This is a genomic window from Pseudomonas sp. PWP3-1b2, from assembly GCF_049896045.1.
Classification (GTDB): Bacteria; Pseudomonadota; Gammaproteobacteria; order Pseudomonadales; family Pseudomonadaceae; genus Aquipseudomonas; species Aquipseudomonas antarctica_B.
Window position 1 is genome coordinate 1 of record NZ_JAFCTN010000029.1, and the last position, 15,327, is coordinate 15,327.

11 protein-coding genes and 2 tRNA genes are annotated in these 15,327 nt (G+C 61.6%); 10 read left to right on the forward strand and 3 right to left on the reverse strand.

Features of this window, described 5'->3' with window-relative positions; all coding sequences use genetic code 11:
• Positions 1-187: 187 nt before the first annotated feature.
• A complete protein-coding gene (locus ACP7A2_RS18480) occupies positions 188-937 on the reverse strand; it encodes an FKBP-type peptidyl-prolyl cis-trans isomerase (RefSeq protein ID WP_348062634.1) in 750 nt (249 codons plus the stop codon).
• 247 nt (positions 938-1,184) lie between these two features.
• On the opposite strand from ACP7A2_RS18480, the gene ACP7A2_RS18485 reads away from it, so the two are divergent.
• From ACP7A2_RS18485 to ACP7A2_RS18520, 8 genes are all read left to right on the forward strand, one after another.
• Positions 1,185-2,993 carry a di-heme-cytochrome C peroxidase gene (locus tag ACP7A2_RS18485; RefSeq protein ID WP_426135366.1) on the forward strand — a complete coding sequence of 603 codons (1,809 nt, stop codon included), beginning with the start codon at positions 1,185-1,187 and terminating at the stop codon, positions 2,991-2,993.
• Positions 2,990-4,153 carry a catalase family protein gene (locus tag ACP7A2_RS18490; protein WP_426135367.1) on the forward strand — a complete coding sequence of 388 codons (1,164 nt, stop codon included), beginning with the start codon at positions 2,990-2,992 and terminating at the stop codon, positions 4,151-4,153. The genes ACP7A2_RS18485 and ACP7A2_RS18490 overlap by 4 nt, the downstream gene beginning before the upstream one ends.
• Before the next feature lie 462 nt (positions 4,154-4,615).
• Positions 4,616-4,714 (forward strand): K(+)-transporting ATPase subunit F, encoded by a 99-nt coding sequence (gene kdpF / locus ACP7A2_RS18495; protein WP_426135368.1) that lies wholly within the window; start codon positions 4,616-4,618, stop codon positions 4,712-4,714.
• Between the two features lie 107 nt (positions 4,715-4,821).
• Entirely contained in the window at positions 4,822-6,528 is a 1,707-nt protein-coding gene (kdpA, locus tag ACP7A2_RS18500) for a potassium-transporting ATPase subunit KdpA (RefSeq protein ID WP_426135369.1), read from the forward strand.
• Positions 6,529-6,538: 10 nt separating this feature from the next.
• Positions 6,539-7,186, forward strand: a complete 648-nt coding sequence (gene kdpC / locus ACP7A2_RS18505; RefSeq protein ID WP_426135370.1) for a K(+)-transporting ATPase subunit C — start codon at positions 6,539-6,541, stop codon at positions 7,184-7,186.
• A gap of 11 nt (positions 7,187-7,197) precedes the next feature.
• Positions 7,198-9,267 (forward strand): potassium-transporting ATPase subunit KdpB, encoded by a 2,070-nt coding sequence (gene kdpB, locus ACP7A2_RS18510; RefSeq protein WP_426135371.1) that lies wholly within the window; start codon positions 7,198-7,200, stop codon positions 9,265-9,267.
• Positions 9,268-9,389: 122 nt separating this feature from the next.
• Positions 9,390-12,041, forward strand: coding sequence for a DUF4118 domain-containing protein (locus tag ACP7A2_RS18515; RefSeq protein ID WP_426135372.1), 2,652 nt, complete (start codon positions 9,390-9,392; stop codon positions 12,039-12,041).
• Entirely contained in the window at positions 12,038-12,730 is a 693-nt protein-coding gene (locus ACP7A2_RS18520) for a response regulator (RefSeq protein ID WP_426135373.1), read from the forward strand. Before ACP7A2_RS18515 ends, ACP7A2_RS18520 begins: the two co-directional genes overlap by 4 nt.
• A 145-nt stretch (positions 12,731-12,875) precedes the next feature.
• Here the strand turns inward: ACP7A2_RS18520 and ACP7A2_RS18525 are convergent.
• A tRNA-Asp gene (locus ACP7A2_RS18525) sits at positions 12,876-12,952 on the reverse strand.
• A 19-nt stretch (positions 12,953-12,971) separates the two neighbouring features.
• Positions 12,972-13,047, reverse strand: a tRNA-Val gene (locus ACP7A2_RS18530).
• Between the two features lie 159 nt (positions 13,048-13,206).
• On the opposite strand from ACP7A2_RS18530, the gene rdgC reads away from it, so the two are divergent.
• A complete protein-coding gene (gene rdgC, locus ACP7A2_RS18535; protein WP_424488905.1) occupies positions 13,207-14,127 on the forward strand; it encodes a recombination-associated protein RdgC in 921 nt (306 codons plus the stop codon).
• Positions 14,128-14,311: 184 nt separating this feature from the next.
• Complete coding sequence (locus tag ACP7A2_RS18540; protein ID WP_426135374.1) at positions 14,312-15,271, forward strand: bile acid:sodium symporter family protein; 960 nt, start codon at positions 14,312-14,314, stop codon at positions 15,269-15,271.
• The last annotated feature ends 56 nt before the right edge of the window (positions 15,272-15,327 follow it).

Here is a 15,327-nt window from a genome sequence, read left to right on the forward strand (position 1 = left end):
GCGAAGACCTTTTGCTTACTTTTGGCTGGGCCGGCTTCCGGTCTTTCCAAAAGTGAGCCGCTGTAAGAGCGGAACCAATCCCAGCCGTTACCGCAACAACGGATATACACTCAAAAAGCCAAACCCCAGCCAAGCACAAACAACAACGCCCCGTCGAAACGGGGCGTTGTATGTGTCCAGCCGCTAATTACTTCTTGGCGGCAGGTGCAGCAGGTGCAGCCGGAGCGTCAGGAGCTTCAGCCTTGGCCGGGTCCTTGATCCCCAGCAGTTCCAGATCAAACACCAACACCGAGTTGGCTGGAATCGCCGGGCTCGGGCTCTGTGCGCCGTAGGCCAGATCAGACGGAATGTACAACTCAACCTTCTCGCCAACGTGCATCAGTTGCAGGCCTTCGACCCAACCTGGAATCACGCCGCTGACCGGCAGATCAATCGGGCTGCCACGATCCACGGAGCTGTCAAAGGTAGTGCCGTTGGTGAGCTTGCCGGTGTAGTGAACAGTCACTACGTCGGTAGGCTTGGGCTGAGGACCGTCGGCCTTCTTCACGATCTTGTACTGCAGACCGGAAGCAGTGGTGACTACGCCGTCTTTCTTGGCGTTCTCTTCGAGGAATTTCTTGCCGGCGGTTGCCGACTCTTCGCTCATTTTGGTCATGCGTTCTTCTGCACGCTTCTGCAGTGCGGCAAACGCTTCAACCAGCTCGTCGTCTTTCAGCTTCTGTTCTTTCTTGCCAACGGCATCTTCGATGCCTTGGGCTACCGCTTTGGAGTCCAGGTCATCCATGCCTTCTTGGGCAAGGCTTTTGCCCATGTTCAGGCCGATGCCGTAGGAAGCTTTCTGCGCCGGGGTTTTCAGCTCTACGCTGGTCTGCGAATCACAACCCGCAAGTACCAGGCTAACCAGGGCCACCGCCGCCGCCAACCGATGCTGTTTCATGCTATTTCCTTGTTCGTGCGCCAAAAGGGCATTCGAGTAAAGTCGCGAGCTTATCAGGCGGCCACGACCAATGGCTACCGGCATCTGAGGGGGAAACTGCTGATAAGTTCACGTGTTTAAAAGCAATTTCATTCATGATGGTAGCCCGCGATGGATCGCGGCACACCTCAAGACCAGCTTACTGGCCACTTGCCGCACTCGTGGTGCAATGGCATAAGAACGCAACAACTCGACAAGGACCGTTATCTTGCGCATTTTTTTTCGTGTATTACTTCTGATACTCATAGCCTGCGGCCTGCTACTGGCGGTGCTGCTCTATTACACCCTCAACCCCAAGCTGCCGGATTACACTCCGGTGGAGCAGGTGCACTACCAGGATCAATGGAGTGCCGCCGACCGCCAGACCTACTACTTCACGCCCCAGGGCACCCAGGTAAAAGGCCTGCATTACGACTGGTTCACCGCCCTCGAACTGCCGTTCTCGGAACAGCGTTTTGCCACGCCGCAGTACCTGGCGCGCTTTGGCTTTCTGGTCGACCCCAGGCAAGTTCCGACGGCGCAAAACCCCGGCAACCTGCCCGTGGGTTTTGCCCGGCACCAGAACGCCGGCAGCACCGTTGAATACCTGGACATCACCTGCGCCGCCTGCCACACCGGCGAACTGCATTTCAAAGGCCAGGCCCTGCGCATCGACGGCGGTTCGGCCCAACATGTGCTGCCGTCCAGCGTGCCGACCTTGCGCGGTGGCAGCTTTGGCCAGGCGCTGGTCGCAAGCCTTGCTGCCACCTATTACAACCCGTGGAAATTCGAGCGCTTCGCCCGCCAGGTACTCGGCGATCGCTACGATGCCGAGCACAGCCAACTGCGCCAGGACTTCAAGCAGTCGCTGAACCAGTTCCTCAAAGTTGCCTGGAACGATACCCACCGCGGCCTCTACCCCACCGAAGAGGGCCCTGGCCGCACGGACGCATTCGGCCGCATCGCCAACGCCAGTTTCGGCGACGCCATCTCCCCGCAGAATTACCGCGTCGCCAACGCGCCGGTGGATTACCCGCAACTGTGGGATATCTGGACCTTCGACTGGGTGCAATGGAACGGCTCGGCCCAGCAACCGATGGCGCGCAATATCGGCGAAGCCCTCGGCGTTGGCGCCACCCTGACCTTTTTCGACAGCGCCGGCCAACCCCTTCAAGGCGATGCGCGCTACCCGTCCAGCGTGCGCGTGCGCGACCTGAACTTGATCGAAGAAACCCTGCAACGCCTCAAACCGCCGACCTGGCCCGAAGACCTGTTCGGGGCCGTCGACAAACCCCTCGCTGCCAGCGGCCGCACATTGTTCGCCGAGAACTGCGCCGGTTGCCATGTTCCCACCGTCACCCAGGAAAATGGCCGCCCGGTGCAGCAGTTGAAAATGCTCCCGGTGGACTACATCGGCACAGACCCCAATGCCGCCAGCAATATCGCTGACCAGCGCTATGACCTCAGCGCCCTGCACTGGGACCCGGCGGAATTGGCAAGGCTCAACGTCGAATTGCACCCCACGCCGACCGAACCGCTGGACCTGACAAAAATGTCCGTGGCCAAGGGCCTGGCGTACGTCACCGCCTTCGTCGAGGACCGCGCTTACCGCGCCGCCGGGGTGACTCCCGTCGAGCGCCCGCGCCTGGACGGCTACGGCCTGCCCATCGGCGTGCGCGAGTTGCGCGCCTACAAGGCGCGGCCACTGGCCGGTGTGTGGGCCACCCCGCCGTTTCTGCACAACGGCTCGGTACCGACGATCTACCAACTGCTCTCGCCTCAGGACGAGCGCAGCACCACTTTCTATAAAGGCACTTTCGACTACGACCCGCGCCACCTGGGCTTCCAGACCGCCGCGTTCAAGAACGCCTTTATGTTCGACACACACCTCACCGGCAACCACAACAGCGGCCACGAATTCCGTGCCGGCAAACGTGGCAACGGCGTGATCGGCCGCAGCTTGCTGCCGCAGGAACGCCTGGCGCTGCTGGAATACCTCAAAGTGCTGGGCGGCCCGCTGGAGCAACAGTTGCCATGATTATTCGATCGCAATACAACGAACGTTCCCCCCTCGCACGCCTGTGGCTGGCCCTGGGCAGGTTTCTGGGCAAAACCCTGCTGTGGCTGGCGGGCCTGGGTTTACTCGGTTGGCTGGCGGCAACCGCCTGGTTCGCCTGGCAACACAGCGGCGCGGTGTCGCCGAATGAACAGGTCCCACCCGGCGAAGCGGCAATGACCCAAGGCATCATCCAGACCGCCGTGCGCATCGTCGATCAGCACCGCGAAGGCACCCGCTACCTGCGCGACGCTCACGCCAAGGCCCACGGCTGCGTAAAAGCCCAAGTCAGTGTGCTGGCAGACCTCGACCCGGCCCTGCGCCAAGGCGTGTTCGCCGAGCCTGGAAAAACCTGGCAAGCGATGATGCGGCTCTCCAACGGCAATGCCTACCAGCAGTTCGACAGCATCCGCGACGCGCGCGGCATGGCGCTCAAGCTGCTGGATGTGCCGGGCAAACAGCTGATGGCCGACCAACAAACGCGCACCGAACAAGACTTCGTGATGTTCAGCCACCCGAACTTCTTTGTCAGCGATGTAGCCGAGTACGCGCAAAACGTTGCCGCCCAGGCGGATGGCAAAAAAGTCCTGGCATTCTTCCCCGAGGCTGACCCACGCAGCTGGCAAGTACGCCACCTGTTTATCGCCCTGGCGACCCTGGCACCGGCACCCGCAAGCCCGACCCAGACCACCTACTTTTCAGTTTCGCCTTACAAGTTTGGCGCAGCCAATGCCAAGTTTCGTGTTGCCCCCGACCCGCAAAACTGCCCGCAATACACGTTGCCAAAACAGAACGAGGACCTGCCGAATTTCCTGCGCAGCGCCCTGAACCAGCAACTGTCCACCGACCGTGTACCCGCGTGTTTCGTGTTGCAGGTTCAGCGCCAGAACCCGCAGAAATTCATGCCGATCGAAGACACCAGCATTGAATGGAAGGAAAGTGACGCGCCTTACGAAACCGTGGCCACCGTGAAAATCCCGGCCCAGGACTTCGACACCCCGGCCCTGAACCTGGCTTGCGACAACCAGTCATTCAACCCCTGGTTCGGGCTGGAAGCGCATCGCCCCATTGGCGGCATCAACCGCTTGCGTAAAGCCGTGTATGAAGCAGTCAGCGATTACCGGCACAGCCGTAACTTGTAATAGCCGCGCGGCCCGTTCAGGGCCGCCAACCGCTGCCAGCGTAAAGAATGCGTATTGATAGCCCGTTCGCCATAACGTTTACGTCGTCCCTATTGAGCCACCAAGCCCGCACACTCTACCGTGACTTCCTACCCCAAACACCCGTAGGAAGTCATCGTGGAAAGTTCAACTTTAGGCATGGTCGTCCTGTCAATGATTGCGCTCTTCGGCACCGCCGCGTTTTGCTTCGAGCACCTCGCCACCCGTGACGAGAAGAAAAAGAAAATCAAATAAGCTGATCGTCCAAATCAGCGCAACCCCAGGTTTTAAAGGGATACCCCGGCAATGGGCTGTCCCTTTTTTTCGTGCGCCGGCCCTAACCTCATCTATATACCGTCTTAATACCGCCCCCACTAATCAGTGCCCGAGCTTGATACGCCAACGCTTAACCTCCCCGGCTTATTCATCAAGGGGAGTTACACCGTGCTCACACTGACCTTCATCTATATCGCCAGCGGTGCATGCGCCGTGGGGCTGTTCGCTTACTTGGGCTACGCCCTTGTTCGCGCCGAAAAGTTCTAGGGAGCCCGCCATGTACGACGTGATGTTTATGGGGCTTTCCCTGGTGTTTTTTGTTGCGACTTCCATGGCCATTGTCGCCATGGGCAAGCTTTGAACGGAGCCATGACATGTTAAGCACTTTGCTGGAATTTGCGCTGGTCCTGGGGTTGATGACCGGGCTTGCGGTGCTGATGGGCAAGTGGCTGACCCGGGTGTTTACCGGGGCCCGCCATGCCTTGCCGGAACGTTGCACTTACCGCCTGCTGGGCATCGACCCACTGGAGACCATGGGCTGGGCCCGCTACGGGTCGGCGTTGTTGCTGTCGAACGCAGCAATGATGCTGCTGGGCTATCTGGTGCTGCGCCTGCAAGCGCTGATGCCGATCAACCCGCTGGGGCTGGCCGCGCAAACCCCGGACCTGGCGTTCAATACCGCAGCCTCCTTTATTACCAACACCAACTGGCAGGCGTACTCGGGCGAAACCAGCCTGTCGAACTTCAGCCAGATGGCCGTCATCACGTTCCTGATGTTCGTCGGGGCCACCTCCGGTGTAGTGGCGGCAGCCGGTTTTATTCGTGGGTTGAGCCGTTCAGGCTCGGCGAATATCGGCAATTTCTGGGTCGACTTCGTCCGCACGCTTTACCGAGTGATGCTGCCACTGTGTGTGGGCATGGCACTGGTGTATGTGTGGCAGGGCATGCCGCAGACCTTTGCCTCGCAGGCGTTGGCGACAACCCTTGAAGGCGCGCAGCAGCAGTTGATAGTCGGCGCGGTCGCCAGCTTCGAGTCGATCAAGCATATCGGCACCAACGGCGGCGGTTTTTTCAGCATGAACGCCGCCCACCCGTTCGAAAACCCCACGCCGCTGACCAACATTTTGCACATCCTCAGCATGTTGCTGATCCCGTCGGCGCTGACCTACACCTTCGGCAGCATGCTGGTGCAACGCCGTCAGGGCTGGGTGTTTTTCGGCACCTTTGTGGTGATGTTCGTAGGCTTTTTCGCGCTGGTGTATGGCGCCGAGCAAAACGGCAACCCGCTGCTGACAGGGGTTGGCGCCAACCAGACGCTGTCGATCGAACAAAGCGGCGGCAACATGGAAGGCAAGGAGCTGCGCTTCGGCATCGCCGACAGCAGCCTGTTTGTTGCCACCACCACGGCGGCAACCACCGGTTCAGTCAACGCCATGCACGACTCGCTGACCCCCATGGGCGGCTTCGTACCCCTGGCGCAGATGATGCTCAATTGTGTGTTTGGCGGCGACGGCGTGGGCTTTATCAACCTGATCCAGTACGCCCTGCTCACGGTGTTCCTGGTGGGCATGATGATCGGCCGCAGCCCGGAATTTCTGGGCAAGAAAATCGAAGCCCGAGAGATGAAACTGGTGATGCTCTCGGTGCTCGCGCACCCCATCAGCATCCTCGGTTTCACCGCCCTCGCTGCCCTGTGGCCAGACACCCTGGCAAGCCTCAACAACCTCGGCCCCCACGGGTTCAGCGAGGTGCTGTACGCCTACACCTCCGGTACCGCCAACAACGGCTCGGCGTTTGCCGGCTTGAACGCCAATACGCCGTTCTTCAACACCACCATTGGCCTGGCGATGTTAATCGGGCGCTTCTTCACGATGCTGCCGATGCTGGCGGTAGCCGGTTCCCTGGCACTGAAAAAGACCGTGCCTGCAGGCGCCGGCACCATTCCCACTGCGACCCCGCTGTTCATGGTGTTGGTGGTATTCGTGGTGCTGGTGGTGGGCGGCCTGACCTTTTTACCGGCGCTCGCGCTCGGCCCGCTGGTGGAGCAACTGCAGTTGCTGTCCGGCCAGACGTATAACTGAGGACACGTTGATGACGACTCAATCGATATTCAAAGGCCTGCTGCGCCCGGTGCTGGTGTCGGCGGTGTTTTTCATGCTGCTGACAGGGCTGGCGTACCCGGCCTTTACCACCGTTGTTGCGCAATGGCTGTTTCCGTTTCAGGCACAAGGTTCGTTGATTGAACGTGATGGGAAGGTGATCGGCTCAACCCTGATCGGTCAGAACTTCACTCAGCCTGGGTACTTCCATGGCCGTCCCAGCATGACCCTCGGCGCCGACCCGCAAGACCCGAGTAAAAGCATTGCGCAGCCGTACAACGCAGGTTCCAGCGGCGCGAGCAACCTCGGCCCCACCAGCCAGAAACTGCTGGACCAGGTAGCCGCTCGCGTCCAGGCCTATCGCCAGGACAATGCACTGGCAGCGGACGCCCAGATTCCGGTGGACGCGGTGACCGCCTCGGCATCAGGCCTGGACCCGCACATCTCCGTCGCCAACGCGCGGCTGCAACTGGCGCGGGTCGCTCGCGTGCGGCAGATCCCCGAAACCGAACTGCTGCAACTGCTGGACGCCCATACCAGCGCGCGCACCCTCGGTTTGCTCGGCGAGCCACGGGTGAATGTGCTGCAACTCAACCTGGCGCTGGATGCCCGTCAGCCCGCCATTGCGCTCAGTGAGTAAGAGATTCCTTCATGAAAAATGCCCGTTTACCTCTGTTTGATCGACGCATCGTGCTCACTGCCGGCGTCGACGCGTTGAAGAAATTACTGCCACAGGCGCAATGGAAAAACCCGGTGATGTTCGTGGTGTACCTGGGCAGCCTGCTCACCACCCTGCTGTGGTTCCAGTCTCTGGGCGGCAAGGGTGAAGCGCCCAGCGGTTTTATCCTCAGCATCACACTGTGGCTGTGGTTCACCGTGCTCTTCGCCAACTTCGCCGAGGCACTGGCTGAGGGCCGCAGCCGTGCCCAGGCCGCAAGCCTGCGCGGCATGAAACGCCAGACCCTGGCCAAGTTACTGCAACAACCCCGCTACGGCGCCGCCTGGTTACCGCTGGAAGCCAGCCTGCTGCGCAAAGACGTCGTGGTGCTGGTGGAAGCCGGCGACCTGGTGCCGCTGGACGGCGTGGTGATCGAGGGCGTGGCCTCGGTGGATGAAAGCGCGATCACCGGCGAGTCGGCCCCGGTGATTCGTGAGGCTGGCGGCGATTTTTCGTCGGTCACCGGCGGCACGCGCGTGCTGTCGGATTGGCTGGTGGTGCGCATCAGCGTCAATCCCGGTGAATCATTCCTCGACCGCATGATCTCGATGGTGGAGTCGGCCAAGCGTCAGAAAACCCCGAATGAAGTCGCGCTGACGATTTTGCTGGTGGGCCTCACCCTGCTCTTTCTGCTGGTGATCGCCACCCTGAGCCCCTACTCGATCTTTGCGGTGGCCATGAGCGGCAGCGGCAGCGTGATCAGTGCCACGGTGCTGGTGGCGTTGCTGGTGTGCCTGATCCCCACCACCATCGGTGGCCTGCTCTCGGCCATCGGCGTGGCGGGCATGAGCCGGATGATGTCGGCCAACGTCATCGCCACCTCGGGCCGCGCCGTTGAGGCAGCGGGCGATGTGGATGTGTTGCTGCTCGACAAGACCGGCACCATTACGTTGGGCAATCGCCAGGCCAGCAGCTTTTTGCCCGCGCCGGGCGTGAAGGAAGCCGAGTTGGCCGACGCGGCACAACTCGCCTCGCTTGCCGACGAAACCCCGGAAGGCCGCAGCATTGTGGTCCTGGCCAAGCAAAAATTCGACATCCGCGCGCGTGACATCAACGCCCTCGGCGCAGGGTTTGTGCACTTCACCGCGCAAACCCGCATGAGCGGCGTGGACCTGCCCGAAGGTCGGGCGATTCGCAAGGGTGCGGCGGACGCGATTCGCAGCCATATCGAGGCCTTGGGCGGAAGCTTTCCGGCAGCCCTGCAGGCCAAGGTCGATGAAGTTTCAAGGCGCGGCAGCACACCGCTGGTGGTGTGCGACGGCGCCAGGGCGCTGGGCGTGGTGGAACTCAAGGACGTGGTCAAAGGCGGCATCAAGGAACGCTTCGCCGAGTTGCGCCGCATGGGCATCAAGACCGTGATGATCACCGGCGACAACCGCCTGACCGCCGCCGCGATTGCGGTGGAAGCAGGTGTGGATGACTTCCTCGCCGAAGCTCGTCCGGAAGACAAACTGCAACTGATCCGGGACTACCAGGCCCAGGGCAAGCTCGTGGCCATGACCGGCGACGGCACCAACGACGCGCCGGCACTGGCCCAGGCTGACGTCGCGGTGGCGATGAACAGCGGCACCCAGGCGGCAAAAGAGGCCGGCAACATGGTCGATCTGGACAGCAACCCGACCAAGTTGATCGAAGTGGTCGAGGTGGGCAAACAGATGCTGATGACCCGTGGTGCCCTCACCACGTTCAGCGTGGCAAATGACGTGGCGAAGTACTTCGCGATCATTCCGGCCGCGTTTGTCGCCACCTACCCACAGCTCGGCGCATTGAATGTGATGCACCTCGGCAGCCCCAACTCGGCGATTCTCAGCGCGGTAATTTTCAACGCATTGATCATTGTCGCGTTGATTCCGCTGGCGCTGCGCGGCGTGAAGTACCGGGCGATCGGCGCGGCCGCGCTGCTCAATCGCAACCTGCTGATCTATGGCCTGGGCGGCGTGCTGGTGCCGTTTGCCGGGATCAAGCTGATCGACATGCTGTTGACCGGAGTGGGCCTGGTGTAGGCCACACCCTCAACCCAGGGTGGGAGCTGGCTTGCCTGCGACAGCGGTGAGTCAGCTACACACCGTTCAACGGGCAGACCGCCATCGCTGACAAGCCAGCGCCTCCACTGACCAGGAATGACATGCCCGCATTACACGACGAACGCCCCGACCCCGACGCCCTCCTGGCTCGGGTACAGCAAGAAGAACAGGCCGCCTTGCGCGGCAAACTGCGTATCTACTTCGGCTCGAACGCCGGGGTGGGCAAAACCTGCGCCATGCTCAGCGCGGCCCAACGCGAAGTCGCGCTGGGCCGTGACGTGCTTGCCGGCGTGGTAGAAACCCACGGCCGCAGGGAAACCGCCGAGCTGCTCGACGGCCTTGAACAACTGCCACGCGCAGCCCTGTTACACCGCGAATTCGCCCTCAACGAATTCGACCTCGACGCCGCCCTGCACCGGCACCCGGCCGTGGTGCTGGTGGACGAATTGGCCCACAGCAACGTGCCCGGTTCGCGCCACCCCAAACGCTGGCAAGACGTCGAAGAACTGCTCAGCGCGGGTATCGACGTGTGGACCACCCTCAACGTCCAGCACCTGGAAAGTTTGAATGACCTGGTCAGCGGGATCATCGGCATTCGCGTGCGCGAAACCGTGCCGGACCATGTGTTCGATAACGCCCACGACGTGGTGGTAATCGACCTGCCGCCCGACGACCTGCTGCAACGCCTCAAGGACGGCAAGGTGTACCTGGGGCCACAGGCCGAGCGTGCGTCACAGCACTTTTTCCGTAAGGGCAACCTGCTGGCGTTGCGGGAGCTGGCCTTGCGGCGCACCGCCGACCGGGTCGATGCGCAAATGCGCGTGTACCGCCGCGAGCGTTCGATCAGTACGCTATGGCCGGCCCGCGAACGTTTGCTTGTCGGTGTGGCGGGCGACTCGGGTGATGAGCGCCTGGTGCGTGAAGCTGCACGCCTGGCGCAGAAACTCGAAGCCGACTGGATCGTGGTCCACGTCGCCGCCCATCAGGGTCGCGGCGCCAAGTGTTACCTGGCCGCGATGAAAACCCTGGCGCTGGCCAGCGAATTCGGCGCCGATACCGCGACGCTACCCGGCCTGGACGTGGCCGAAGCCCTGGCCGCCTGTGCCCGTGAGCACAACGCCAATCGCCTGGTGCTCGGCCACCATCCGCGCCAGGCGTGGCGGTTTTGGCATCAGTCGGTGAGCGACCGCATCAGCCGGCATCACCCGCAAATCGACCAGATCGTGATTGCCCACGGGTTGCTGCCGGGCAAGCCTGCGGTGAGCGAAAAAACCACGCCGACCACCGCTACAAAGCTTGCTTATCTGTGGTCCAGTCTCGCCTGTTTCGCCGCCACGGCCGTCGCCGCCCTGCTGCTGCAAGTGTTCGATTTGGCCAACGTGGTCATGCTGTTTTTACTCACGGTGGTGCTGGTGGCTTTGCGCTATGGACGCGGCCCCGGCGTGTGGGCGGCGATGCTCGCGGTGCTGTGTTTCGACTTCTTTTTCGTGCAGCCGCGCTACTCGTTTACCGTCAATGACACCCAATATTTCTTCACCTTTGCACTGATGCTCGGCATCGCTTTGATCACCGGGCAACTCACTGCCCGCCTGCGCCATGAAGCGCGCACCGCCGCCGCGCGCGAACGGCGCGCCACGTCGCTGGCACGGCTGGCCCGCGATCTGTCGGCGGCGCTGACCGTGGAGCAGATCAGCGAAGTCGCGCTGCGTACTTTCAGCGGCGTGTTCGAGGCGCGGGTCGGCCTGGCGCTGCCCGACGCGGCCGACGGCGTGCACAGCGTCGGCCCGGGCGGCTTGCCGATTGACGAGAGCATCGCCCAATGGAGCTACGACCACGGCAGGACTGCCGGCCAGGGCACCGACACCCTGTCAGCCGCCAAAGGGTGCTACTTGCCACTCAAAGCGCCGATGCGCGTACGCGGTGTGCTGGTGCTCGAACTGGCCCAGGCCGAGCGCCTGAACGATCCCCAGGAACGCCGCCTGCTGGAAGCCTGCATGAGCCAATTGGCGATCGCCCTGGAGCGCGTGCATTTTGTTGAAGTGGCGCAAAGCACCCTGGTGCAGATGGAAGGCGAGAAAATGCGCAACACCTTGCTGGCGGCCATTTCCCACGACCTGCGCACGCCGCTGACAACCTTGATCGGCGCCGCCGACACCGCGCTGCCTCACGCCCCGCCAGGCCCGCTGACCGAATTGCTCAAGGGCATTCACGAACAAGCCACGTCGATGCAGCGGCTGATCGAAAACCTGTTGGACATGGCCCGCATGCAAGAGCGCGGCGTGCGCTTGAACAAGCAATGGCATTCGCTGGAAGAAATCGTCGGCAGCGCCCTGCGCCAATTACGTGAGCCGTTGGCGCAGCACCGCGTGCACACCGCGTTGGACCCGCAGCTGCCGTTGGTGAACATCGACGCGCTGTTGATCGAACGCGTGCTGGTCAACCTGCTCGACAACGCCGCCAAGTACACCCCTGCGGGCACGCTTATCACCGTGGCCGCCGCGTCAACCGCCGCCAACATTGTGCTGGAGGTCAGCGATAACGGCCCCGGCAGCACATCGGCCAACCTGTTTGAACCCTTCGCGCGCGGCCAGCAGGAGTCGTCCGTCGCCGGCATTGGCCTGGGCCTGGCACTGGCAAAACGCATCGTCGAGGCCCACGGCGGGCGCATCGAGGCGAACCCCGGCCAACCCGGCGGCATGCATTTCACCCTCACTTTACCGGCAGGCACACCGCCGCCCATGGACGCCCTATGAGCACCGCACGTATTTTGATTGTTGAAGATGAAGCCAATATCCGTCGCTTCGTCGGCATCGCCCTGCAAGATGAGGGTTTTCAGGTGTTCGAGGCCGACAGCGTCAAGCGCGCCTTGATTCATGCCTCCAGCCGCCAGCCGGACCTGGTGATCGTCGACCTCGGTTTGCCGGACGGCGATGGCAAACAGCTGATCAGCGAACTGCGCGGCTGGCTGGCGGTGCCGATTCTGGTGCTCTCGGCGCGAGACCGTGAAGAGGAAAAAGTCGCCGCCCTGGACGCCGGCGCCGACGACTACCTGACCAAACCTTTTGGGGTGCCCGAGCTGCTGGCACGCATCCGCGCCCAACTGCGCCGACATGGGCAGACTGGCAACATGACAGCCACCAGCAAGGTGGCGTTTGGCGAAATTGAAGTCGACCTCGCGACCCATGAGGTATGGCGCCAGGGGCAGTCGGTGCACCTCACGCCCATCGAATATCGCCTGCTCTGCGCGATGATTCGCGGCCAGAGCCGAGTGCTGACCCACCGCCAATTACTGTTGGAAGTCTGGGGCCTGGACTACGTGGACCGCGCCCATTACTTACGGGTGCACATGGCGCATTTGCGCCAAAAACTCGAAGCAGACCCTGCGCAACCGCAGCACTTCATCACTGAATTGCAGGTGGGCTACCGGCTGATGGGCGTGTAGACACATGGCCGGCCGCAAGGTCGGCAAACATGCGGATTTCGGTGGAGATCACGACTGCAAGGCCACATTGCGGGCAAAAAAAAGCCCGCTCAGTGAGCGGGCTTTCTGTGGTGACCTGGCGTTCAGTGTTCCAGGTTACCGAATATGGCGCAGCGGACGGGACTCGAACCCGCGACCCCCGGCGTGACAGGCCGGTATTCTAACCGACTGAACTACCGCTGCGCGTAACACATGAAGCGAATGGTGGGTGATGACGGGATCGAACCGCCGACATTCTGCTTGTAAGGCAGACGCTCTCCCAGCTGAGCTAATCACCCTTCGTTTCGGTGTGGCGCGCATTCTACGGAGCGACCCTATGTCTGGCAAGCACTTTTTTAAATCTTTTTTTTGAGGCCTTCCAATGGCTTAGGCAGGGTTGGCCTCAGGCGTTATCAAGAGAATAATGCCCCCCTTTGTATAAAGGAGAGACTCACCCCATGTGGTTCAAGAACCTGCTTATCTATCGCCTGACCCAAGATCTGCCTGTTGATGCCGAGGCGTTGGAAACTGCAATGGCCACCAAACTGGCGCGCCCTTGTGCAAGCCAGGAGTTGACCACTTACGGTTTCGTCGCACCTTTTGGTAAAGGTGAAGACGCTCCCCTGGTTCACGTCAGCGGGGACTTCCTGCTGATCGCCGCGCGCAAGGAAGAACGCATCCTGCCAGGTAGCGTGGTGCGTGACGCACTGAAAGAGAAGGTCGAAGAGATCGAGGCCGAGCAAATGCGCAAGGTCTATAAAAAGGAACGCGACCAGATCAAGGATGAAATCATCCAGGCCTTCCTGCCGCGCGCGTTTATTCGTCGCTCGTCGACCTTCGCCGCCATCGCGCCAAAACAGGGCCTGATTCTGGTGAACTCGGCCAGCCCGAAACGCGCTGAAGACCTGCTGTCGACCCTGCGTGAAGTGATCGGCACCTTGCCGGTACGCCCACTCACCGTGAAAACCGCGCCAACTGCAATCATGACCGACTGGGTCACCACCCAGAAACCGGCCGATGATTTCTTCGTCCTCGACGAATGCGAACTGCGCGACACCCACGAAGACGGCGGCATCGTGCGTTGCAAACGCCAGGACCTGACCGGCGAAGAAATCCAGCTGCACCTGACCACCGGCAAAGTCGTGACCCAACTGTCGCTGGCCTGGCAGGACAAGCTTTCCTTCATGCTCGACGACAAGATGACCGTCAAGCGCCTGAAGTTCGAAGACCTACTGCAGGATCAGGCGGAACAGGACGGTGGTGAAGAGGCCTTGGGCCAACTGGATGCCAGCTTCACACTGATGATGCTGACCTTCGGCGATTTCATCCCGGCGCTGGTGGAAGCCCTGGGCGGCGAAGAAACCCCACAGGGTATTTGATAGCCCCCTCTGTCTTGTGTGGGCACGGTCAGTGTGGGAGCTGGCTTGCCTGCGATAGCATCACCTCGATTCAGATGAAGACCGAGGTGCCTGCATCGCGGGCAAGCCCGGCTCCCACACAAGCCCGCTCCCACATTTGATCGCGTTTACAATTTCAAAATTCCAATAACAAAGGCCATTTCCCATGCGCGCACTCGCCGCCCTGAGCCGCTTTGTCGGCAATACCTTCGCCTACTGGGTGTTGATCTTCGCAGTGCTCGCGTTCCTGGGGCCCGGCTGGTTCATCGGCCTCAAGGGCGCCATCGTGCCACTGTTGGGCCTGGTGATGTTCGGCATGGGGCTGACCCTCAAACTTGAAGACTTCGCCGAAGTCGCGCGCCATCCGTGGCGCGTGGCACTGGGCGTGGTCGCACACTTCGTGATCATGCCGGGCGTGGCGTGGCTGCTCTGCCAGGCCTTCCACCTGCCACCGGAAATTGCCGTGGGCGTGATCCTCGTCGGTTGCTGCCCGAGCGGCACTTCGTCCAACGTGATGACGTGGCTGGCCCGAGGTGACCTCGCGCTGTCGGTGGCGATTGCCGCCGTCACCACCCTCCTCGCCCCGCTGCTCACCCCGGCGCTGATATGGCTGTTGGCGTCGGCCTGGTTGCCGGTGTCGTTCATGGAGTTGTTCTGGTCAATTCTGCAAGTGGTGCTGTTGCCCATCGTGCTGGGTGTGGTCGCGCAACGCGTGCTTGGCGCTCGGGTGCGCCATGCCGTCGAGGTGCTGCCGCTGGTGTCGGTGGTCAGCATTGTGATCATCGTCGCCGCCGTGGTTGCGGCGAGCCAGGCGAAGATCGCCGAGTCAGGCCTTTTGATCATGGCCGTGGTGATGCTGCACAACAGCTTTGGTTATTTGCTGGGCTACTTCACCGGTCGACTGTTCAAGCTGCCGTTGGCACAGCGCAAGTCGCTGGCGCTGGAAGTGGGCATGCAAAATTCCGGGCTGGGCGCCGCACTGGCGAGTGCGCACTTTTCGCCACTGGCGGCGGTGCCAAGTGCGCTGTTCAGCGTTTGGCACAATATTTCCGGGGCATTGCTGTCGACTTACTTCCGCCGCATGAGCGAAAAGGAAGACCGTCGCGCATTGGAAACCACGCCGTAAACTTGATCGTATGATCAATATTTGCCACTCTACCGAGCTTCGCGGGGACGACCCTG

Coding starts and splice junctions, on each gene's coding strand:
- ACP7A2_RS18480 (WP_348062634.1), bottom strand. CDS start 937: ATGAAACAGCATCGGTTGGCGGCGGCGGTGGCCCTGGTTAGCCTGGTA.
- ACP7A2_RS18490 (WP_426135367.1), top strand. CDS start 2,990: ATGATTATTCGATCGCAATACAACGAACGTTCCCCCCTCGCACGCCTG.
- kdpA (WP_426135369.1), top strand. CDS start 4,822: ATGTTAAGCACTTTGCTGGAATTTGCGCTGGTCCTGGGGTTGATGACC.
- kdpC (WP_426135370.1), top strand. CDS start 6,539: ATGACGACTCAATCGATATTCAAAGGCCTGCTGCGCCCGGTGCTGGTG.
- kdpB (WP_426135371.1), top strand. CDS start 7,198: ATGAAAAATGCCCGTTTACCTCTGTTTGATCGACGCATCGTGCTCACT.
- ACP7A2_RS18515 (WP_426135372.1), top strand. CDS start 9,390: ATGCCCGCATTACACGACGAACGCCCCGACCCCGACGCCCTCCTGGCT.
- ACP7A2_RS18520 (WP_426135373.1), top strand. CDS start 12,038: ATGAGCACCGCACGTATTTTGATTGTTGAAGATGAAGCCAATATCCGT.
- rdgC (WP_424488905.1), top strand. CDS start 13,207: ATGTGGTTCAAGAACCTGCTTATCTATCGCCTGACCCAAGATCTGCCT.
- ACP7A2_RS18540 (WP_426135374.1), top strand. CDS start 14,312: ATGCGCGCACTCGCCGCCCTGAGCCGCTTTGTCGGCAATACCTTCGCC.